The sequence below is a fragment of the Burkholderia sp. AU45251 genome (assembly GCF_030482905.1).
In the GTDB taxonomy this organism is placed as follows: domain Bacteria; phylum Pseudomonadota; class Gammaproteobacteria; order Burkholderiales; family Burkholderiaceae; genus Burkholderia; species Burkholderia aenigmatica.
Window position 1 is genome coordinate 103,816 of record NZ_JAUJQH010000024.1, and the last position, 19,248, is coordinate 123,063.

The following is a 19,248-nucleotide window of genomic DNA, read 5'->3' on the forward strand; positions in this document are numbered from 1 at the left end:
TGCCCCGTCGCACGCCGGCAACATCCGTTTTGGCCCCAAGCATAGGGGTTTTCACTGAAGTAGAATCGCGGCTGTCGTTCGCCTTACCGTCCGCCCGTCCCGCGCATCCCGCGCCCGCCCGAGCGGCGGCTTTTCCCGAGCCTACCGCGATGCCCTTACCTCTTTTCGCCCTCGCCGTCGCCGCATTTGGAATCGGTACCACCGAGTTCGTGATCATGGGGCTGCTGCCCAATGTCGCGCGCGACCTCGGCGTGTCAATCCCGGCCGCCGGGATGCTCGTGTCCGGCTATGCGCTCGGCGTGACGATCGGTGCGCCGATCCTCGCGATCGTCACCGCGAAGATGCCGCGCAAACGTGCGCTGATGGGCCTGATCGGGCTGTTCATCGCGGGCAACCTGTTCTGCGCGATCGCACCGGGCTATGCGGTGCTGATGGCCGCACGCGTCGTCACCGCGTTCTGCCACGGCGCGTTCTTCGGGATCGGCTCGGTGGTCGCGAGCAACCTCGTCGCGCCGAACCGTCGCGCGCAGGCGATCGCGCTGATGTTCACCGGCCTCACCCTTGCAAACGTGCTCGGCGTGCCGCTCGGCACCGCGCTTGGCCAGGCGTTCGGCTGGCGCGCGACGTTCTGGGCCGTCACCGGCATCGGCATTGCCGCGGCCGCCGCGCTCGCCGTCTGCCTGCCGAAGAACCTCGCGATGCCCGACACCAGCATCACGCGCGAATTCAGCGTGCTGAAGCATCCGCAGGTGCTGATGGTGCTCGGCATCAGCGTGCTCGCATCGGCCAGCCTGTTCAGCGTGTTCACGTACATCACGCCGATCCTCGAGGACGTGACGGGCTTCTCGCCACGCCAGGTCACCTATGTGCTGCTGCTGTTCGGCCTCGGCCTGACGGTCGGCGGCACGCTCGGCGGCAAGCTCGCCGACTGGCGCCGGATGCCGTCGCTGATCGCGACGCTCGCCTTGATCGGCGTGATCCTCGCGCTGTTCGCGGGCACGATGCATCTGCCGTTCGCCGCGCTCGCGACGATCTTCGTGTGGGGCATCCTCGCGTTCGCGATCGTGCCGCCGCTGCAGATCCTGATCGTCGACCGCGCCAGCGACGCGCCGAACCTCGCGTCGACGCTGAACCAGGGCGCGTTCAACCTCGGCAACGCAACCGGCGCGTGGCTCGGCGGGATGGCGATCGGCTCCGGCATGTCGCTCGTGAACCTGCCGTGGGTCGGCGTCGCGATGGCCGTCGCAGCACTCGCGCTCACGCTGTGGTCGGCGTCGCTCGAACGCCGCCCGGTGGCCGTGCCGACCGAATACGTGTAACTCAACCCTGTTGAAATCGTTGCGTGCACAACTCCACTCGAAGCTGATGGCCTTCATGGACCTTTCAAGGTCCGAGGTGTAGCATCGCGCCCGATGAAAGCCATTCTTAATCGCGATTTCCTCGCCCTCATTCTGAGCGTCGCGGTCGTCGGTCTCGGCACCGGCGCCACGCTGCCGCTCACCGCGCTCGCGCTGACCGAAGCCGGGCACGGCACCAACGTCGTCGGCATGCTGACGGCCGCGCAGGCCCTCGGCGGCCTTGCGATCGTCCCGTTCGTCACCGCGCTCGCGCGACACATCGGCTCGCGCCGCGCGATCGTCGTATCGGTCGTGCTGCTCGCGGCCGCCACCGCGCTGATGCAGTTCACGTCGAACCTGATTCTGTGGGGCGCGCTGCGCGTGCTGTGCGGCGCGGCGCTGATGCTGCTGTTTACGATCGGCGAAGCGTGGGTCAACCAGCTCGCCGACGATTCGACCCGCGGCCGTGTCGTCGCGATCTACGCGACCAACTTCACGCTGTTCCAGATGGCGGGCCCCGTGCTCGTGAGCCAGATCGCGGGCGCGACGAGCATCCGCTTCGCGCTGTGCGGCGCGCTGTTCCTGCTCGCGCTGCCGACGCTCGCGACGATCCGGCGCGCGCCGCTCGCCGGCGACGACGCGCATCACGCGCAGCACGATCACTGGCTCGCCGTGCTGCCGCGCATGCCCGCGCTGATCATCGGCACCGGCTTCTTCGCGCTGTTCGATACGCTCGCGCTGTCGCTGCTGCCGCTCTACGCGATGGATCACGGCGTCGCGAGTGCCACGGCCGTGCTGCTCGCGTCGATCATGCTATTCGGCGATACCGCGATGCAGTTCCCGATCGGCTGGCTCGCGGACAAGCTCGGCCGCGAACGCGTGCATCTCGGCGCAGGCTGGATCGTGCTCGCGGGCCTGCCGCTGCTGCCGTTCGTGATCGCGAATCCGTGGCTGTGCTGGCCGCTGCTATTCGTGCTCGGCGCGGCGGCCGGCAGCATCTATACGCTGTCGCTCGTCGCGTGCGGCCAACGCTTCCGCGGTGCGGCGCTCGTCACCGCAAGCTCGCTCGTGTCGGCGTCGTGGAGCGCCGCGAGCTTCGGCGGCCCGCTGGTCGCCGGTGCGCTGATGGAGCAACTGGGCAGCAACGCGCTGGTCGGCGTGCTGGTCGTCTGCGTCGCGGCGTTCGTCGCGGCCGCGCTGTGGGAACGTCGCGCCGCATTGCAACGCGCGGTCTGACGCTGGCGCGAGCACGCCACCGCGCTCCGCCCTTTCACTGAATACGCCGACTTCGAAACGACGACGGCCCGCGCAATGCGGGCCGTCTTGCTCATGCTCGCGCCACGTTGCGCGTTACGCCTTCAACGCCGGCAGGATCTTGCCGACACACGTACCGAAGCCGACGCGATAGCCGTCGCCCTGGCACCAGCCGGCGAGCGTGAGCTCGTCGCCGTCCTCGATGAACGCGCGGCTGCCGCCACCGTTCAGCGTGACCGGCTCCTTGCCGTTCCACGTCAGTTCGAGCAGGCTGCCGAACGAATCCTTCGTCGGCCCGCTGATCGTGCCCGAACCCATCAGGTCGCCCACTCGCGTGTTGCAGCCCGCGACCGTGTGATGCGCGAGCTGCTGCGCCATCGTCCAGTACATGTGCTTGAAGTTCGTGCGGCAGATCGAGGTTGCTTCGGCCGCCCCTTCCTCGCGCAGCGTCACTTCGAGCGCGATGTCGAACGCATGCTTGCCTGCGTGCTGCAGGTACGCGAGCGGCTGCGGCGATTGCTCCGGCTGCGCGGTGCGGAACGGTTCGAGCGCGTCGAGCGTGACGATCCACGGCGAGATCGTCGTCGCGAACGTCTTCGCGTTGAACGGGCCGAGCGGCACGTATTCCCACTGCTGGATGTCGCGCGCGCTCCAGTCGTTCAGCAGCACCATCCCGAAGATATGCGCTTCCGCGTCCTCGCACGCGATCGGCTCGCCGAGCGCGTTGCCCTGGCCGACGATGAAGCCCGTCTCGAGTTCGATGTCGAGCTTGCGGCATGCACCGAACACCGGACGCTCCTGGTCGGGCAGCTTCAGTTGCCCGTTCGGACGCCGCACCGACGTGCCGCTCACGACTACCGACGACGCGCGGCCGTTGTAGCCGATCGGCATCTCCGACCAGTTCGGCAGCAATGCATTCTTCGGATCACGGAACATCGAGCCGACGTTGGTCGCGTGCTCCTTCGACGAATAGAAGTCGGTATAGCCGGGAATGTCGACCGGCAGATGCAGCGTCGCGTCGCGCTGCGCGACGAGCACCTGCGCGCGCAGCGCCGTATCGTCGCGCAACCGCGCATTGTCGCGCGAAAACAAATCAGACAGCTGCACGCGCACGCTGCGCCATGCGTCGCGGCCCAGTGCGATGAACGGGTTGAGCGTCGGCGCGGCGAAGGCATCGGCGCCGGCCGGCAGCGTCACGAGGCCCGCGCGCGCGAGCGCCGCGAGATCGACGATCTGGTCGCCGAGTGCCACGCCTGCACGGCGCGACGCTTGCTTCGCATCGCTGAAGATCCCGAACGGCAGGTTCTGGATCGGGAAATCGCAGGCGGAATCGTTCGCCGTCTCGACCCAGCTCTTGCGAGCCGGGTCGAGCGTCGCGCGCCAGTCTTGGGTATCGCTCATCGCTGCTCCGGATTGAAATGTTTCTTGATGCCTTGCCAGCATTCGAAGTAGTCGGCCTGCAGCTGCGCAGTGTCGAGCGCGTAGCGCGTCGGCCGGATCAGCGTGCGGGTTTCGAACATGAACGCCATCGTCGCGTCGACCTTGTGCGGCTTCGTCGTGTCGCTCGCGGACGCCTTCTCGAACGTATCCGCGTCGGGCCCGTGGCCCGACATGCAGTTGTGCAGGCTCGCGCCGCCCGGCACGAAGCCTTCGGCCTTCGCGTCGTACGCGCCGTGCACGAGCCCCATGAACTCGCTCGCGACGTTGCGGTGGAACCAGGGCGGGCGGAACGTATCCTCGGCTGCGAGCCAGCGCGGCGGGAAGATCACGAAGTCGATCGTGTCGACACCCGGCGTATCGCTCTGCGACTGCAGCACCAGGAAGATCGACGGATCGGGATGGTCGTAGCTGATCGAGCCGATCGTGTTGAACAGGCGCAGGTCGTACTTGTACGGCGCGTAGTTGCCGTGCCATGCGACGACGTCGAGCGGCGAATGGCCGATGTCCGCGCGCCACAGGCGGCCGTTCAGCTTCGCGATCAGCTCGAACGCGCCTTCGCGGTCTTCGTAGGCGGCTTGCGGCGTCAGGAAATCGCGCGGATTCGCGAGACCGTTCGAGCCGATCGGGCCGAGATCCGGCAGGCGCAGTTGCGCGCCGAAGTTTTCGCAGATGTAGCCTCGCGCGTCGCCGTCCGGCAGCGCGACGGAAAAACGCACGCCACGCGGGATCACCGCGATCTCGAACGGCTCGACGTCGAGCCGGCCGAATTCGGTCGCGATGAAGAGCCGCCCCTGCTGCGGCACGATCAGCAGTTCGCCGTCCGCGCTGTAGAAGAAGCGATCGTGCATCGAGCGGTTCGCGGCATACAAATGAATCGCGCAACCGTTCATCGCGGCGGCCGAGCCGTTGCCGGCCATCGTCACGAGACCGTCGACGAAATCGGTCGGATCGACCGGCATCGGCAGCGGATCCCAGCGCAGCTGGTTCGGCGACGTCGGCGGCACGTCGACCGAATCGCCAAATTCCGACACGAGCCGCTGCGGGCCAGCGTACGGCTCGAACGGCCGGTGCACGGCCGCCGGGCGGATGCGGTACAGCCACGAGCGGCGGTTGTGGCCGCGCGGCGCGGTGAACGCCGTGCCCGACAATTGCTCCGCATACAGCCCGTACGGCGCGCGCTGCGGCGAGTTGCGGCCGTGCGGCAACGCGCCGGGCAGTGCCTCGGTCGCGAACTCGTTAGCGAAACCGCTCAGGTAACCGGCGGTCGCCGGTTTCGACAGGTCAAGCGTCATCGTTTCCTTTCTCCCTCAATTCATCGCGGCGTTCGGCGCCTGCGCGCCGTTGCGCCGCGTCACACCGGCAAGCCCGAGGACGAACAGCGCCGAGCACAGCACGGGCACTGCGGCCGCGTGGAACAGCGCACCGTTCGACCAGTTGAGCGCAATCAGTTGTCCGCCGACGAGCGGCCCGAGCACCGAGCCGATCCGGCCGATGCCGAGGCTCCAGCCGATGCCCGTCGAGCGCAGCGACGTCGGGTAATACTGGCCTGCGAGCGCGTTGACGGCCGGCTGCCCGCCGACCACGCAGAACCCGCCCGCGAACACCACCACCAGCAGCCACGGCAGCGCATGCGCGACCGAGCCGATCAACCCCACCGACACGGCCGCGCACGCGAAGCATGCGAACAGCACGCGCACGAAGCCGTGGCGTTCGATGAACCAGCCGAGCGACAGCGTGCCGATCACGCCGCCCGTCTGCAGCACCGTGCCGACGATCACCGCCGTGCCGGGCGAATAGCCCGCGTCGCGCATCACGGTCGGCAGCCAGTTCGACAGGAAGTACAGATCGATCAGGTTCATGAAGCTGATCGCCCACAGCAGCAGCGTGACCGGCAGGCGGCCATGGCTGAACAGCTCGGCGACCGGTGCGCCGGTCGCGGCGCGCTCGCGCACGACGAGCCGCGTGTTCGCATCGATGCCGGCCTGCGGCGCGAAATGCGTGAGCCAGTCGCGCGCCTGCGCGACGCGCCCTTTCAGCACCAGGAACTGCAGCGACTCGGGCAGCCGCGCGACCATCGCGACCGTCAGCACGAGCGGCACCGCGCCGCCGACGAAGAACACCGACCGCCAGCCGAGGGCCGGAATCAGCGCGGCGCTGATGAAGCCGCCGAGCGCCGCGCCGAGCGTGAAACCGCACGACACGATCATCATCCGCTTCACGCGATGCGCAGCCGGGCTGAACTCGCCGACCAGCGCCATCGCATTCGGCATGATGCAGCCGAGGCCGAGGCCCGTGACGAAGCGCAGCGCCATCAGCACCGGAATCGAGCCCGCGAACGGCGTCGCGAGCATCGTCACCGCGAAGAACAGCGTCGAGCCGATCAGCACCGGGCGCCGCCCGATCCGGTCGGCCAGCACCGACAGCCCGAGCGCGCCGAGCAGCATCCCGAACAGGCTCGCGCTGAACACGGGCCCAAGCGCCTGCTTCGGCACGCCCCATTCGGCGATCACGCTCGGCGCGACGTAGCCCATCGCCTGCGCATCGAAACCGTCGATCACGAGGCACAGCCCGCACAACACGAGCAACATCCAGTGGAAGCCCGGGCGATGGGTATCGTCGATCACGCACTCGACTTCGAGCACGCGTGCGTCGGTCGGCGCCGCGCTCATTGCGCGACCTCGGCAGCCGGATGCACGGGCGGCGTCACGCCCTGCCGCGCGAGCGTCATCGCTTCGCGCAGCACGTCGGTGTCGCCGATCTGGTTCGCGAGCAGCAGGATCAGCTTCGCGTTGACGAGCTGGCTGTCGGCGTCGGACAGGTCGCGATGCATGTCGATCAGCGCTTCATAGAACGCGTCCGGGTCAGCCAGGCGCGGGCGGGTGTCGAGTGAGGGCATGACGGAGTCTCCGGTGTCTTTATCGTTTTCAGCGTGCACAGGTCGCGCGCGCCAGGGCGTCGGCAAGCGCCTGACGGTCGAGCGTGCGCGTGCGGGCGCAGACATGCTGGTCGGGGCGCAGCAGGTAGAACGTGCCGGGCTTCGCGTCGTAGCGTTGCGCGGCGAAGCCGTCGACGTCCTCCACGACGACGACACCCGCGACCGGCTGCGCGTGCCCGGCCGGCACGACGAGCACGGGCCGCACCGGCAGCGCGAGGCCGTCGAGCGCCTGCGCAAGCGCGGCCGCGTCGCCCGGCAACCCGAACAGCACGCCGGTGAAGCCGCTGCCCAGATGCTGCAGCAACCAGCCTGACGCGCCCTGCGTCCGCACCGGCGCATCGGCTGCCGCGGCACCCGGCCGCATCGCGCCCGCGAAGGCGTCGCCGTGGCGGTCCGGCGTGTTCAGCGGCGAATCGGCCAGCACCGCCGGCACCGACAGGCGGCCGCTGTTCACGAGCTTGCGCGCGAATTCGCAGTCACGCGCGAGCTTCAGCGTCGCGTCGCGGAACACCCGCGACACCGGGCTCTTCGGCGTGATGAAGTCGGTCGAGCGCGTCGAGTTGCGGATGTTCTCGTCGGCCGCGAACTCGCGCTCGCTCGCATACGTGTCGAGCAGGCTGTCGGCGGAGCGGCCGTCGAGCACGAGCTTCAGCTTCCACGCGAGGTTGTCGGCATCCTGCACGCCGCTGTTCGCACCGCGTGCGCCGAACGGCGACACGCCATGCGCGGAATCGCCCGCGAACAGCACGCGGCCGTGACGGAACGACTCCATCCGCTGGCAGCGGAACGTATAGACGCTCACCCATTCGAGCTCGAACTCGACATCCGGCCCGAGCAGCGCGCGCACACGCGGGATCACGCGCTCCGGCTGCTTCTCGGCGACGGGGTCGGCATCCCAGCCGAGCTGGAAGTCGATGCGCCACACGTTGTCGGGCTGGCGATGCAGCAGCACCGACTGATTTGGGTGGAACGGCGGATCGAACCAGAACCAGCGCTCGGTCGGAAACTCCGCCTTCATCTTCACGTCGGCGATCAGGAAGCGGTCCTTGAACGTGCGGCCGTGGCTTTCGAGGCCCATCATCGTGCGCATCGGGCTGCGCGAGCCGTCGGCCGCGATCACGTACTGTGCGCGCAGCGTCGCGACGCCTTCCGGCGTTTCGATCGTCAGCACCGCGTGCTCGGACGACTGGTCGATGCCCGTCACCTTGTGCTTCCAGCGGATGTCGATGTTCGGCAGCTCGAACGCGCGGTCGGCCAGATAGCCTTCGACGTAGTACTGCTGCAGGTTGATGAACGCGGGGCGCGCATGCCCTTCCTCGGGCAGCAGGTCGAACGCGTAGAGCTGCTCGTCCTGCAGGAACACCTTGCCGACGTGCCAGCTCACGCCCTTGTCGACGAAGCGCTCGCCGCAGCCGAGCCGGTCGAAGATCTCGAGCGTGCGCTTCGCGAAGCAGATCGCGCGCGAGCCGGTCGACAGCGTGTCGTCGTCGTCGAGCAGCACGACGGGCACGCCCTGCTGCGCGAGGTCGATCGCGGCCGCGAGGCCCACCGGGCCCGCGCCGACGACGATCACCGGGTGAACGGCGGTGTCCTGCGCACGCGCGCGGTATTCGAACTTCAGCGTCTGGTAATCGATGCTCATGGTCGCCATCCGCCCCTCAACCCTGCCGGGCGCGCGCCAGCCCGCCCGTCATCCCGTCCATCGCCTGCCGGCGCGCCGCGCCGCCCTCCCGCGTGCAATTCCTGTCAACCGCCACGTCTCGCTCCTTGCTTCCTGTTGATTCGTGAACGGCGCCGTTTCGCGGCGCCCGCATGCCGCATTTCTTGATCGGCGACAAATCCTGGATTTACGAATAGTAAAACCAATTACGAATAGTGAAATCAACGTAAACCCTAGGCGAAGCATCGAGGACGGGATAACGATATGAACGAAACGCCAAGCCGAGCTTGGCCGGCGCTGCTAATATCAAGCTACGAGGCGGCCCGTTCGGCCGCCGTTTTTCCTTCTTACGCCGATGATTCCGCCCACCATTCCCGAGCTGGTCGCCCGTGCGGGGCAACTGCCGTATCTGCGGGATCACCTCACGCTCGCCGATGGCGGCACCGCCAGCGCGAACCTGCCCGAGCGCACGCTCGGCAGCGCCTACGAACCGATCTACGACGTGACGATGCCGGGTGTGCCGCAATCGACGTCGTTCGCCGACGCAATCGAGCGCTACGGCGACGAGCTCGGCTTCCAGGCCGTCACCGTCGTCACGGGCGCGCCGCATGATCCGGTCGACTCGGCCGTCGACGACCAGACGCTCGTCGCGATCGACCGCCTGTCGCGCACGTTGCACTCGATAAACTTCTTCGGCGCGCAGCGCCACGGGCTGCTGTTCCTGCGCGTGCACGAGCGGCTGCTGAAGAGCGTGAAGTACGACCACGGCAAGCACTTCTCGTCGGTGCTGCAGCGCTTCGGGCTGCCGAGCGAGCGGATCGTGATCGAGCTGCCGGCGGTCGCGGTCGCGCACAAGACCTTCCTCGGCTACCTGACACGCAGCTACCAGCATCACGGCTTCAAGGTCGCGGACAAGCTGCCCGACCCGGGCCGCATCCTCGCGGTCGAATCGGAGATGGCGCGCCCCGACTACATCAAGATGGATGCGGGCATCGCGTTGCGCGACGGGATGGTCAAGGCGCTCGTCGCGTATGCGCAGCGCGTGCGGATTCCGCTGATCTTCGACGGCGTCGTCGACGAAACGCAGTGCGAACTGCTGCGCCAGCACGACGTGCGGTTCATGCAGGGGCCCGTGTTTGCGAAGGTCGTGACGGCGTGAGTGGATGAGGTGGCCGGCATGCCGGATGTGGGGCGCGGGTGATGTGTCGGGAGGATCGGGTCGTCTGGCGTGACCGGCCGTCCGATGTCCGGCGGGTTGTTGCCGACCTCGCTGAAAGACCGGCTTCGTGGGCGCCCTTCGCTTCCGGCGCCGGCGGTGCCGGCGATTACCGCTTACGCTCGTCCGCCATCGTCGTACTTGGGCAGATCGTCGTCGATCTCGATGCCCGGATAGCGATCCCCGTACCAGACATGCCAGGCCGGACGCAGCCGTGATGGCTCGTCGAGCGTCGCGGAATTGATCTCGACCGTCTTGGGTGCATCGATTTGCCGGTATTCGAGCTGTGCGCCGCAACGGCCACAGAAGCGCCGCTCACCCCACGCGCTCGACGCATAGACCGTCGGCTCACCTTGAAGGTATTCGAACGCGTCGATCGGCACCGATGCCGACGCGACGACCGCTGCGCCGGTCGTGCGCTGGCAGAGCCGGCAGTGGCAAAAGCCGGCGTCAGTCGGAACATGGGCGATCCGGTATCGGATCGCGCCACATGCGCATCCGCCTTCCATCGGTTCTGCGTGAGACATGGCAACCCTCTTCGTCGGTGAGCTGGCGAACGATCATGCGCGCGGTTCGCCCGTGGCACAACCGGCGGCGGAGGCGGCGGTATCGCTCTCTTGCGTTGTCGCCGGTGCCGGTGCCGGCGACGGCGACGGCACCGCTACCGCTCGCGCTCTTTGCTCAGGCCGTCTGCCCGAGCCGCTGCGCGAGCGCCTTCAGCTTCGGCCCGACCTGCGTACGGAACACGTCCTCGTCCATCGACGACGCGGGGCCACTGCAGCTCAGGATCAGCCAGCGCCCCTCGCGCGGCTCGCGAAACGGTACGGCCGCCGCGTTGACGTCCATGTGCCACGCCCGGAACGAATAACAGCAACCGCCTGCCGAGAACTCGGCCACCGCGTGCTGCGCGGCGGCGACGAGCGCATCGGCGTCGGCCGCGCCGCCGGCCGCGCGATGCAGTTCCGCATAGAGCGCGCGGCGCACGTCCTCCGGTTGCACGGCCAGGTACGCGCGCCCCATCGAGCTCGTCAGCATCGACAGCCGCGAGCCGGGCGCAAGCCCGAGCGTCAGCGCGGTCTCGCTGCGGATCGTCTCCAGATAGATCATGTCGAGCCCGTCGCGACAGCCGAGCGACACGGCCGCGCCGATATCGCGCGCGAGCGCCTGCATGTGCGGCCGCGCGAGGTCGATCGTCCCCGAGCCCGACAGCAGCGCGTAGCCGAGGGACAGCACGCCGGCGTCGAGCGCATACTTTCCGAGCGTCTCGTCGTAGCGGAGGTAGCCGAGCACGGTCAGCGTGTAGGCGAGCCGGTTCACGGTTGCCTTCGGCAACCCCGTGCGCTCCGCAAAGTCGCGGTTGCCGAGCATCGTCTCGCCGGGCCGGAATGCGCGCAGCAGGTCGAGCCCGCGCGCGAGCGCGACGACGAACTTGCGTTCGTCGATCGTGGTTTCGTCGATGGTTGAAAGTGTCATCTGGTGCTACACTGGGTTCGATTTGCAAAACATTGTTCCGCACAGCGGAACTTCCGTCAAGCAAACTCTCAGGCAACAAACCCGGCTGAATCAGGGACCGACCGTAAAGCATGGGGCTCGGGAAAGCGCCGAAGTGCCGACTCGGGCCAAACGCAAAGCATGGGACCCGAGTAAGCGCTGAAGTGCCCAACTCGGGCCGACCGCAAAGCATGGGACCCGAGTAAGCGCTGAAGTGCCCGACTCGGGCCGACCGCAAAGCATGGGACCCGAGTAAGCGCTGAAGTGCCCAACTCGGGTCGACCGCAAAGCATGGGACCCGAGTAAGCGCTGAAGCGCTAACTCGGGTCGACAGGAGATGAGACGATGAGTGCTGCAACTTTTCATTGGGACGATCCGCTGCTGCTCAACCAGCAACTGACCGAAGAAGAGCGGATGGTGCGCGATGCCGCGCAAGCGTACGCGCAGGACAAGCTCGCGCCGCGCGTGACCGAAGCGTTCCGCCACGAACGTACCGACGCCGAAATCTTCCGCGAGATGGGCGAAGTCGGCCTGCTCGGTCCGACGATTCCCGAGGAATACGGCGGCCCCGGCCTCAATTACGTGAGCTACGGGCTGATCGCCCGCGAAGTCGAGCGCGTCGATTCGGGCTACCGGTCGATGATGTCCGTGCAGTCGTCGCTCGTGATGGTGCCGATCCACGAATTCGGTTCCGACGCGCAGAAGCAGAAATACCTGCCGAAGCTCGCGACCGGCGAATGGATCGGCTGCTTCGGGCTGACCGAGCCGAACCACGGCTCCGATCCGGGCAGCATGGTCACCCGCGCGAAGGAGGTGCCCGGCGGCTACTCGCTGTCCGGCGCGAAGATGTGGATCACGAACTCGCCGATCGCCGACGTGTTCGTCGTGTGGGCGAAGCTGGAAGAAAACGGCAAGGACGCGATTCGCGGCTTCATCCTCGAGAAAGGCTGGAAGGGCCTGTCGGCACCGGCGATCCACGGCAAGGTCGGGCTGCGCGCGTCGATCACCGGCGAGATCGTCCTCGACGAGGTATTCGTCCCGGAAGAGAACCTGATGCCGAACGTGAGCGGCCTGCGAGGCCCGTTCACGTGCCTGAACTCGGCCCGCTACGGGATCGCATGGGGCGCGCTGGGCGCCGCCGAGTCCTGCTGGCACACCGCGCGCCAGTACGTGCTCGACCGCCAGCAGTTCGGCCGGCCGCTCGCCGCGAACCAGCTGATCCAGAAGAAGCTCGCAGACATGCAGACCGAAATCACGCTCGGCCTGCAAGGCGTGCTGCGCCTCGGCCGGATGAAGGACGAAGGCACGGCGGCCGTCGAGATCACGTCGATCATGAAGCGCAACTCGTGCGGCAAGGCGCTCGACATCGCCCGGCTCGCGCGCGACATGCTCGGCGGCAACGGGATCTCCGACGAATTCGGCGTCGCACGCCACCTCGTGAACCTCGAAGTGGTCAACACGTACGAAGGCACGCACGATATCCACGCGCTGATCCTCGGCCGCGCGCAGACGGGCATCCAGGCGTTCTTCTGATCGTCCGGGTGCGGCGTGCGCGGCAGCCATGCTGCGCACGAGCACGCGCAAAAGACACGGCCCGCCCGGCATGACTGCCGGGCGGGCCGTTTTTCATCGGAGCCGCGCACCGGGCGCCAGCCCGGTACCGCGTTCGCGCGCAGCCGCTGCTTACTTGTTCGGCTGCGGCGTGAGGCGCAGATACGGACGCACTGCGTTGAAGCCCTTCGGGAAGCGCTTCTTCAGCTCTTCCGGATCCTGCAGCGACGGCACAATCACGACGTCGTCGCCATCCTTCCAGTTGCCCGGCGTCGCGACCTTGTAGTTGTCGGTCAGCTGCAGCGAGTCGATCACGCGCAGCACTTCGTCGAAATTGCGCCCCGTGCTGGCCGGGTACGTGATGGTGAGCCGCACCTTCTTGTTCGGGTCGATCACGAACAGCGAACGCACCGTCAGCGTTTCGTTCGCGTTCGGGTGGATCATGTCGTACAGCTGCGAAACCTTGCGGTCCGCATCGGCGATGATCGGAAAACCAACGACTGTCGACTGCGTTTCGTTGATGTCGTTGATCCAGCCCTTGTGCGATTCGACACCGTCGACCGACAGCGCGATCACCTTCACGTTGCGCTTCTCGAATTCGCCCTTCAGCTTCGAGGTCAGCCCGAGTTCGGTCGTGCACACCGGCGTGTAGTCGGCCGGATGCGAGAACAGGACACCCCAGCTGTCACCCAGCCAGTCGTGAAACTTGATCGGGCCCAGGCTCGATTCCTGCTCGAAATCCGGTGCGATGTCGCCAAGACGCAGACTCATGATGTTCCCTCCTCGAACGATGCTGGTTGAAACCGCGCCCGGATCGGCGCGGGAAAGTCTGTCAGCTTACGGGAAGCAATGGGTCGTGCGAACGATTATTCCGTTTGATATTCATACTTTTTTGTCATTTTTGCCCGGCGTCGGCGCAGGACGCGCGACCACGCGGGAAACTTTTCACCCCGTTTGCCGCTCTGTTGATGATTACAAGTCGTTTACCATGCGGTCTTGCACGGCCGTCGTGTGTCTTCCCGGCTCGCCAGCTGGCAGGCGTTTCGCTACGATGTGAACCTGCAGCATGACAGCATGAAGGGAGTTGCAATGTCGGAAATCAACAAGGAGAAACTGATGTCGGATATCAAAACCGTTCTCTCGGACGCCGAAGACCTGCTCAAGCAAGCTGCGAGCAGCACGGGCGACCGTGCGGCCGAGCTGCGCGAAAAAGCCATGTCGCGCCTGAAGCAGGCCAAGGAAAAGGCGGCCGACGTCCAGGTCGTGGTGGTCGAGAAAGGCAAGAAGGCCGCACGCGCGACCGACGATTACGTGCACGAGCATCCGTGGACGTCGATCGGCGTCGCCGCAGGCGTCGGCGTGCTGATCGGCCTGCTGATCAACCGCAAGTAACGCGCTCTGCGCCGTTTCGTCCCGTTGGCCGCGTCGCGCGGCCTGCGGGCGTCGAAGCCAGCCGGCGGTTTCCGCCGGCCGGCTTTGTCCTAGCTGCACACTGCACGCGCACGCACCTCACCCATGACGACAGACACCACCTCGCAGCCGTCCGGCCAAGGACCGCTGCGCCGCCTCGTCGGCTCCGCGATCGGACTTCTGCAAACGCGCCTCGAACTGGTGAGCATCGAGCTTGCCGAGGAGAAGGAGCGCCTGCTGGGCGTGCTGTTCCTCGGGCTCGCCGCGATGATGCTCGCGACGATGGCACTGATCAGCCTCACCGTGCTTGTCGCGATCGCGTTCTGGGATACCTACCGCTGGCAGTCGCTCGCGGCGATCACCGCGCTGTATGCCACAGGCGGCATCGTATGCGCACTGAAGGCCCGCTCGGGCCTGCGCGATGCGCCGACCGTATTCGAGGCAACGCTCGCCGAGATCGAGAAAGACCGCGAACTGTTCCGCGGCAAGCCGTGAACGCAATCGCGCTCCCCCCTTCCACCTACTTCGCCGACGCGCCATGAGCCAGAACATCACGGGCAATTCACCTCGCTCCCATTCGTCGCGATCGAACTGGAGCGCGTCGCAGCATCGCGCGCTCCGCAAGGAACTGCTGATCCTGCGATCCGAAGTCGAGCGGCTCGAACTCGCGGAAGCCGCCGGCGAAATGCGCCAGGCCGTCACGCGCTTCAGCTGGCTCAAGGTGTTCATCCCCGGCCTGTCCAGCAACAAGTTCAGCCAGTCGGCCAAGAACCTGAACGCGAGCCTCGGCCAGCTCGTCAACCAGTATCCGATGCTGAGCTCGCTCGCATCGCTCGTGCTCGCAAAACCCGTTCGCTCGCTGCTGCGCGCGAGCGCGGGGCCCGCGCTGAAGTGGGGCACCCTCGGTTTCGCTGCATGGGAGGTCTACCGGATCTGGAAGCAGTCCCGCAACGAGCGCGGGCTCGACACGCACGACGACTGACCATCGGCATCCTGCGCGCACGGCCACGCGCCGTGGCGCGCCTTCCATCCGACCTCAACGCACACCCCAGCACACCGCGACCTGTTCATCGGCGCCATCACTTCGCACATTGCCCTTCGTCCCGTCCGAGCGCAGCGTGAAGGCACCGCACGCATCGTCGTGCATCGGGCCCGCGTCGAGCGGGATGGCTTCCAGTTCGTAGCTCACCGGCGAATCACCGCCGTCCGGCCGCCTGATCGCCACTCGATAGACCGCGCGCCCGTCCGGCGGCGCCTGCGCGAGCGCATCCGGTAATGCCGAAGGCGGCGCACCGTCCCGCGTTTCGAGATATTGGGCCGCCCGGTACAGCGCGGCGACCGCCGACGCGCGATGAACGCGCGCGACATGCGCGCGATACGACGGGATGCTCCATCCGGCCAGTACCGCGACGATCGCGAGCACGATCATCAACTCAATCAGCGTAAATCCCGCCGAACGGTACACCGACGTGCGGCCGTTCATCAAAGCACTGTCGCGACGCGACGCCAGCGCAAGGCGACGATGTGTCCGTCGCGTATCGCGACCTGATGCTGCAGCCAGACGGCGCTCGATGCATGCGCACCGACGCCACGCGCAGTGACGACATAAGCGCGGCTGCCTGCCGGCCCTGCCCCGCGCCATGCTTCGATCAGGCATCGCGGCGGTTGCGCAGCCATCGGCCAGCCGGCGAACGGCGCAAACGCTTCGGCGGCCGCCAGCGCCGGCATGCGCCGCCACGCGTCCGGCTCCGTGTGCGACTCGCGTTCGCTCACGTAGGGCGCGGAACCCCGGCGCAATCGTGCGGTGCACGCAGCAAGCGCGGCATCGGCCGCGTGAAATGCGACCAGCCGATCGGACAACGCACGCGTGCGGCGCGACTCCGTCAGGGCGGCTTCGAACCACGTGCCAGTCAGCGCCGCAACCGCCGCGCCAACCGCGATCACCGCGGGCAAGGCAAGGCCCGCATCGCGATGCCAATCGCGGCTGGCTGACCGCAAGCGTATGCGCGACGCTCGCCGGCTTGTCGTCGGGGCTTCCGCACCTGCAGCCCGCAGCGGCTCGTCGCCGTGCGTCGCGATATGCTCATGCGTATCGCCTGCCGCGACGCATCGCAATCTCTTCGCCGCGTACTGCCCCGCTCCGTTCATCGCGGCACCTCGCGTTTATCCGTTGCATCGCGCAACGTATCGTCGACTGCGTGTTCGGCATTCCTCAACGCGACGATGCGATCGAGCGTCAGACGCGCGCGGCCGTCTTGCGCAACGACAGTGCGGCCGTCGCAATCGACGTGTCGCGCCGGTTTGCCCGCCGGTTCGCCGCGCGCACGCACGCAGACGTGCACGGCCACGACATCGGGCCAATCGTCGCTCCGCATTGCACCGGCATCGACGAACTGCGTGCCGCCGCGGCGAAGATAGCGCACCTGCAGTTGGTCGATTCCCGACACGACCGGCTGCGGCGTACCCGGACGGCCGTTTCCTTCGCAATACAGTTCGGGCTCGCCCGTCGACGGACTGACATGGACGTCGAAGCGGTTCTCCACCCGCGCACGCTCGCCGGACACGCCGACACCCTGCCCGAGGCAATCCGACACCTGGCCGCTTACGGTGGGCCACGTCGACACGGCATCGCCGACATACCGGATCAACAACGCGTCCGACGCAGCGCGCACGGGCTCGCACCGTACCTGTGCGCCATCGCCCCTCACGCGCGCCATCGAACAGCCGAACACCGGCGGCAATGACGACACCCCGTCCGCATCGAGCGGCCGGAAACCGGCCATCTGGATCTGCTGGCCGATCAGCATCAGTGCCGTGGCGGCTGCATCGCGCATCCGGAACCCGTCGTCCGCGCGCCGCTGCGCAACGCGCTGCGCGTGGTACAACGCACCGGCCGCGACGAGCACGAGCAAACCGACGGTCATCGCAATCAACACTTCAAGCAGCGTATGCGCGCGCATGCGGCGATCAGCGTTCATCGGCGTCGACCTCCCGATATGGAATCCGGACGCATGACGGCGGCTGCACCGACCTGCCCGCCGCTTCGCATCGCGACCCGGTAGCCGCACTGCCGCCGTGCCAGCCGACAACCGCGTAGCGGACGCCATCCGGCCCGTCACCGCGCGTCATCGCGCCGCCGGGCAGCGACGCCGCAGCCCGCGCCGCGAGGCCATCGTCGGCTCCGGCGACTGCATGCAAGCGCTCGATACGCGCATCGGCCAGCCACAGCGCGCGCTCGCGCCAGATCGTCGCGCGCTGCGCACGCGCCATCGCAAGCTGGCTACCCGCTACAGCCAGCATCACGGTCGCGAGCAGCGCGACGGCCAGCATCGCTTCGATCAGCGACGTGCCGCGCATGGCATTGCGCATGATGCTCACGCCGCGTCGCAGCGGCCGGCGACAACTCGCGCCCGGCCGCCTGCCGCGATCCGCACGCAACGCGATACTCGCGCGTCGCCAGCCCCCGGCACGTCGCGTCGCGGACGCAATTCGAAACGCCGGATGCCACCGATTGCCTGACCGACCGGCGGTGCGAACGCGAGATCGTGCGCGGCACCCGCGACGGCCACTTCGGCATCGTGCGGATAGCGCCGCAGCACGCGCGACTGCCCGTCGACCTGCCCGCTGACGATCCAGTCGCACGACCATTCGGCCGGATCGCACCGCTCACCGGCACGCAGGCAGGTGCCGCCGCTCGCGGCCCGGCACAGCGTGACGCGCACGCCGAGACGCGTCGCCTCGGTGCGCGCAAACGACAGCGCGCCGAGCAACGCGCGCGAGCGTGCGTCCACACGTTCGCGCATGCGCCACTGGTCGAACGCGGGTGCCACGTAGAGCGCGAGCCCCGCCGCCAGCGAGATGGCGACCATCAGCTCGACGAGCGTGAACCCGCCCGAGCGTTGCAATACATATTTCAGGGGTTGAGCGTGCAGTGCCATCGCAGTCGTCCTTCGCCGGGGTGATGCGACGACTGTAGCGGCGTGTGCGGACGCGCACCATTTGCCGAATGGCCGACTGGTGGCATGCGATCGCGATCGACACAATCGGCGCGAACTGACCCAACGGAGAAGACGATGAACGGACGCAGCGCGTCAGCGCTTACGCGGAGTCTTGGCGGGAGAGGCGCGACGGAACTCTTCGATCACGTCGGCAAATTCGGAAACGTCCTCGAACCGGCGGTACACCGATGCGAAGCGGACATAAGCGATCGTATCGAGGCCGCGCAACTCGTTCATCACGAGTTCGCCGAGCTTCTCGCTACGCACTTCGCGCTCGCCTGTCGCGAGCAGTTGATACTCGATGCGGGCGACCGCCGCGTCGATCGCGTCGGCAGCAACCGGCCGCTTGCGCAGCGCGAGTTGCATGCTGGCGACGATCTTGCGACGGTCGAATTCCGTGCGGCTGCCGTCCTTCTTCACGACGAACGGCAGGGACAGCTCGACCCGCTCGTACGTCGTGAAGCGCTTGTCGCAAGCCGAGCAGCGACGGCGCCGCCGGATCGCGGCGCCATCTTCGGACACGCGCGAGTCCACGACCTGCGTGTCGTCATGCCGGCAGAACGGGCAGCGCATCGTCGATCAGCGATAGACCGGGAAACGCTTGGTCAGCTCGGCGACCTGCGCACGCACGCGCTCGATCGTCGCTGCATCTTCCGGGTTGTCCAGCACGTCCGCGATCAGGTTGCCCACCTGTTCCGCTTCCGCCGGACCGAAGCCGCGCGTCGTCATTGCCGGCGAACCCAGGCGCACGCCGCTCGTCACGAACGGCTTTTCCGGATCGTTCGGGATCGCATTCTTGTTCACCGTGATGTGCGCCGCACCCAGCGCTGCTTCCGCTGCCTTGCCGGTGATGTTCTTTGCGCGCAGGTCGACCAGCATCACGTGGCTTTCCGTACGGCCCGACACGATCCGCAGACCGCGCTTCACCAGCGTTTCAGCCAGCACGCGTGCGTTCT

General features: G+C 67.3%; 21 protein-coding genes and 1 pseudogene. 7 read left to right on the forward strand and 15 right to left on the reverse strand.

The window, feature by feature from the left end; genetic code table 11:
• The first annotated feature begins 149 nt into the window (after positions 1-149).
• Both QZM67_RS32105 and QZM67_RS32110 read left to right on the forward strand, forming a co-directional pair.
• Positions 150-1,319, forward strand: coding sequence for an MFS transporter (locus QZM67_RS32105; RefSeq protein ID WP_043189386.1), 1,170 nt, complete (start codon positions 150-152; stop codon positions 1,317-1,319).
• A gap of 93 nt (positions 1,320-1,412) precedes the next feature.
• Positions 1,413-2,573, forward strand: coding sequence for an MFS transporter (locus tag QZM67_RS32110; RefSeq protein WP_089449992.1), 1,161 nt, complete (start codon positions 1,413-1,415; stop codon positions 2,571-2,573).
• Between the two features lie 114 nt (positions 2,574-2,687).
• On the opposite strand, the gene fahA is transcribed toward QZM67_RS32110, so the two are convergent.
• Genes fahA through QZM67_RS32135 form a run of 5 tightly spaced genes read right to left on the reverse strand, consistent with a single transcriptional unit; the run spans position 2,688 to position 8,617 of the window.
• Positions 2,688-3,992 (reverse strand): fumarylacetoacetase, encoded by a 1,305-nt coding sequence (gene fahA, locus QZM67_RS32115; protein WP_301809504.1) that lies wholly within the window; start codon positions 3,990-3,992, stop codon positions 2,688-2,690.
• Positions 3,989-5,323: a homogentisate 1,2-dioxygenase gene (gene hmgA / locus QZM67_RS32120; protein WP_301809508.1), complete on the reverse strand. Its 1,335-nt coding sequence runs from the start codon at positions 5,321-5,323 to the stop codon at positions 3,989-3,991. The genes fahA and hmgA overlap by 4 nt, the downstream gene beginning before the upstream one ends.
• 15 nt (positions 5,324-5,338) lie before the next feature.
• Positions 5,339-6,700 carry an MFS transporter gene (locus QZM67_RS32125; protein WP_301809509.1) on the reverse strand — a complete coding sequence of 454 codons (1,362 nt, stop codon included), beginning with the start codon at positions 6,698-6,700 and terminating at the stop codon, positions 5,339-5,341.
• Positions 6,697-6,927 (reverse strand): DUF2783 domain-containing protein, encoded by a 231-nt coding sequence (locus QZM67_RS32130; RefSeq protein WP_175021788.1) that lies wholly within the window; start codon positions 6,925-6,927, stop codon positions 6,697-6,699. The genes QZM67_RS32125 and QZM67_RS32130 overlap by 4 nt, the downstream gene beginning before the upstream one ends.
• 28 nt (positions 6,928-6,955) lie before the next feature.
• Entirely contained in the window at positions 6,956-8,617 is a 1,662-nt protein-coding gene (locus QZM67_RS32135) for an FAD-dependent oxidoreductase (RefSeq protein ID WP_301809513.1), read from the reverse strand.
• 364 nt (positions 8,618-8,981) lie between these two features.
• Here QZM67_RS32135 and QZM67_RS32140 point away from each other — a divergent pair, with 364 nt between their 5' ends.
• Positions 8,982-9,785, forward strand: a complete 804-nt coding sequence (locus QZM67_RS32140; RefSeq protein ID WP_043189398.1) for an EAL domain-containing protein — start codon at positions 8,982-8,984, stop codon at positions 9,783-9,785.
• A gap of 173 nt (positions 9,786-9,958) precedes the next feature.
• Here QZM67_RS32140 and QZM67_RS32145 read toward each other — a convergent pair whose 3' ends face one another.
• Both QZM67_RS32145 and QZM67_RS32150 read right to left on the reverse strand, forming a co-directional pair.
• Positions 9,959-10,369: a GFA family protein gene (locus QZM67_RS32145; protein ID WP_301809515.1), complete on the reverse strand. Its 411-nt coding sequence runs from the start codon at positions 10,367-10,369 to the stop codon at positions 9,959-9,961.
• Between the two features lie 154 nt (positions 10,370-10,523).
• On the reverse strand, positions 10,524-11,315 hold the full coding sequence (locus tag QZM67_RS32150) for an IclR family transcriptional regulator (protein ID WP_175021785.1): 792 nt from the start codon (positions 11,313-11,315) through the stop codon (positions 10,524-10,526).
• A gap of 363 nt (positions 11,316-11,678) precedes the next feature.
• Between QZM67_RS32150 and QZM67_RS32155 the strand changes: the two genes are divergently transcribed.
• Complete coding sequence (locus QZM67_RS32155) at positions 11,679-12,866, forward strand: acyl-CoA dehydrogenase (RefSeq protein WP_301809516.1); 1,188 nt, start codon at positions 11,679-11,681, stop codon at positions 12,864-12,866.
• 150 nt (positions 12,867-13,016) lie between these two features.
• Here the strand turns inward: QZM67_RS32155 and QZM67_RS32160 are convergent, their stop codons facing one another.
• Positions 13,017-13,655 carry a peroxiredoxin gene (locus QZM67_RS32160; protein WP_043189406.1) on the reverse strand — a complete coding sequence of 213 codons (639 nt, stop codon included), beginning with the start codon at positions 13,653-13,655 and terminating at the stop codon, positions 13,017-13,019.
• A gap of 318 nt (positions 13,656-13,973) precedes the next feature.
• On the opposite strand from QZM67_RS32160, the gene QZM67_RS32165 reads away from it, so the two are divergent.
• The 3 genes from QZM67_RS32165 (at position 13,974) to QZM67_RS32175 (ending at position 15,276) form a co-directional block, all read left to right on the forward strand.
• A complete protein-coding gene (locus QZM67_RS32165) occupies positions 13,974-14,276 on the forward strand; it encodes a YqjD family protein (RefSeq protein ID WP_006494044.1) in 303 nt (100 codons plus the stop codon).
• Between the two features lie 123 nt (positions 14,277-14,399).
• Complete coding sequence (locus QZM67_RS32170) at positions 14,400-14,789, forward strand: phage holin family protein (RefSeq protein WP_175021784.1); 390 nt, start codon at positions 14,400-14,402, stop codon at positions 14,787-14,789.
• A gap of 43 nt (positions 14,790-14,832) precedes the next feature.
• Entirely contained in the window at positions 14,833-15,276 is a 444-nt protein-coding gene (locus QZM67_RS32175) for a DUF3318 domain-containing protein (protein ID WP_043189413.1), read from the forward strand.
• Between the two features lie 54 nt (positions 15,277-15,330).
• Here QZM67_RS32175 and QZM67_RS32180 read toward each other — a convergent pair whose 3' ends face one another.
• The 7 genes and pseudogenes from QZM67_RS32180 to glyA form a co-directional block, all read right to left on the reverse strand.
• A complete protein-coding gene (locus QZM67_RS32180; RefSeq protein WP_175021783.1) occupies positions 15,331-15,777 on the reverse strand; it encodes a type IV pilin protein in 447 nt (148 codons plus the stop codon).
• Entirely contained in the window at positions 15,777-16,292 is a 516-nt protein-coding gene (locus tag QZM67_RS32185; protein ID WP_301809522.1) for a hypothetical protein, read from the reverse strand. Before QZM67_RS32185 ends, QZM67_RS32180 begins: the two co-directional genes overlap by 1 nt.
• A gap of 146 nt (positions 16,293-16,438) precedes the next feature.
• A complete protein-coding gene (locus QZM67_RS32190; RefSeq protein ID WP_301809524.1) occupies positions 16,439-17,272 on the reverse strand; it encodes a PilW family protein in 834 nt (277 codons plus the stop codon).
• A complete protein-coding gene (locus tag QZM67_RS32195) occupies positions 17,262-17,663 on the reverse strand; it encodes a hypothetical protein (protein WP_301809526.1) in 402 nt (133 codons plus the stop codon). The genes QZM67_RS32190 and QZM67_RS32195 overlap by 11 nt, the downstream gene beginning before the upstream one ends.
• 5 nt (positions 17,664-17,668) lie before the next feature.
• Positions 17,669-18,232, reverse strand: a complete 564-nt coding sequence (locus QZM67_RS32200) for a GspH/FimT family pseudopilin (RefSeq protein WP_301809528.1) — start codon at positions 18,230-18,232, stop codon at positions 17,669-17,671.
• A 153-nt stretch (positions 18,233-18,385) separates the two neighbouring features.
• The gene (gene nrdR, locus QZM67_RS32205; protein WP_006476792.1) at positions 18,386-18,865 is read right to left on the reverse strand and encodes a transcriptional regulator NrdR; all 480 of its coding nucleotides are present in this window, start codon (positions 18,863-18,865) and stop codon (positions 18,386-18,388) included.
• Positions 18,866-18,871: 6 nt separating this feature from the next.
• Positions 18,872-19,248, reverse strand: a pseudogene (gene glyA, locus QZM67_RS32210) (serine hydroxymethyltransferase); the annotation flags it as partial.

Bases quoted from the DNA above. Each gene is read 5' to 3' on its own strand.
- QZM67_RS32155 (WP_301809516.1), top strand. From the start codon at position 11,679: ATGAGTGCTGCAACTTTTCATTGGGACGATCCGCTGCTGCTCAACCAG.
- QZM67_RS32165 (WP_006494044.1), top strand. From the start codon at position 13,974: ATGTCGGAAATCAACAAGGAGAAACTGATGTCGGATATCAAAACCGTT.
- fahA (WP_301809504.1), bottom strand. From the start codon at position 3,992: ATGAGCGATACCCAAGACTGGCGCGCGACGCTCGACCCGGCTCGCAAG.
- QZM67_RS32175 (WP_043189413.1), top strand. From the start codon at position 14,833: ATGAGCCAGAACATCACGGGCAATTCACCTCGCTCCCATTCGTCGCGA.
- QZM67_RS32195 (WP_301809526.1), bottom strand. From the start codon at position 17,663: ATGCGCAATGCCATGCGCGGCACGTCGCTGATCGAAGCGATGCTGGCC.
- QZM67_RS32150 (WP_175021785.1), bottom strand. From the start codon at position 11,315: ATGACACTTTCAACCATCGACGAAACCACGATCGACGAACGCAAGTTC.
- QZM67_RS32200 (WP_301809528.1), bottom strand. From the start codon at position 18,232: ATGGCACTGCACGCTCAACCCCTGAAATATGTATTGCAACGCTCGGGC.
- QZM67_RS32170 (WP_175021784.1), top strand. From the start codon at position 14,400: ATGACGACAGACACCACCTCGCAGCCGTCCGGCCAAGGACCGCTGCGC.
- QZM67_RS32160 (WP_043189406.1), bottom strand. From the start codon at position 13,655: ATGAGTCTGCGTCTTGGCGACATCGCACCGGATTTCGAGCAGGAATCG.
- QZM67_RS32105 (WP_043189386.1), top strand. From the start codon at position 150: ATGCCCTTACCTCTTTTCGCCCTCGCCGTCGCCGCATTTGGAATCGGT.
- QZM67_RS32140 (WP_043189398.1), top strand. From the start codon at position 8,982: ATGATTCCGCCCACCATTCCCGAGCTGGTCGCCCGTGCGGGGCAACTG.
- QZM67_RS32180 (WP_175021783.1), bottom strand. From the start codon at position 15,777: ATGAACGGCCGCACGTCGGTGTACCGTTCGGCGGGATTTACGCTGATT.
- QZM67_RS32110 (WP_089449992.1), top strand. From the start codon at position 1,413: ATGAAAGCCATTCTTAATCGCGATTTCCTCGCCCTCATTCTGAGCGTC.
- nrdR (WP_006476792.1), bottom strand. From the start codon at position 18,865: ATGCGCTGCCCGTTCTGCCGGCATGACGACACGCAGGTCGTGGACTCG.
- QZM67_RS32190 (WP_301809524.1), bottom strand. From the start codon at position 17,272: ATGAACGCTGATCGCCGCATGCGCGCGCATACGCTGCTTGAAGTGTTG.
- QZM67_RS32145 (WP_301809515.1), bottom strand. From the start codon at position 10,369: ATGTCTCACGCAGAACCGATGGAAGGCGGATGCGCATGTGGCGCGATC.
- QZM67_RS32135 (WP_301809513.1), bottom strand. From the start codon at position 8,617: ATGGCGACCATGAGCATCGATTACCAGACGCTGAAGTTCGAATACCGC.
- QZM67_RS32130 (WP_175021788.1), bottom strand. From the start codon at position 6,927: ATGCCCTCACTCGACACCCGCCCGCGCCTGGCTGACCCGGACGCGTTC.
- hmgA (WP_301809508.1), bottom strand. From the start codon at position 5,323: ATGACGCTTGACCTGTCGAAACCGGCGACCGCCGGTTACCTGAGCGGT.
- QZM67_RS32125 (WP_301809509.1), bottom strand. From the start codon at position 6,700: ATGAGCGCGGCGCCGACCGACGCACGCGTGCTCGAAGTCGAGTGCGTG.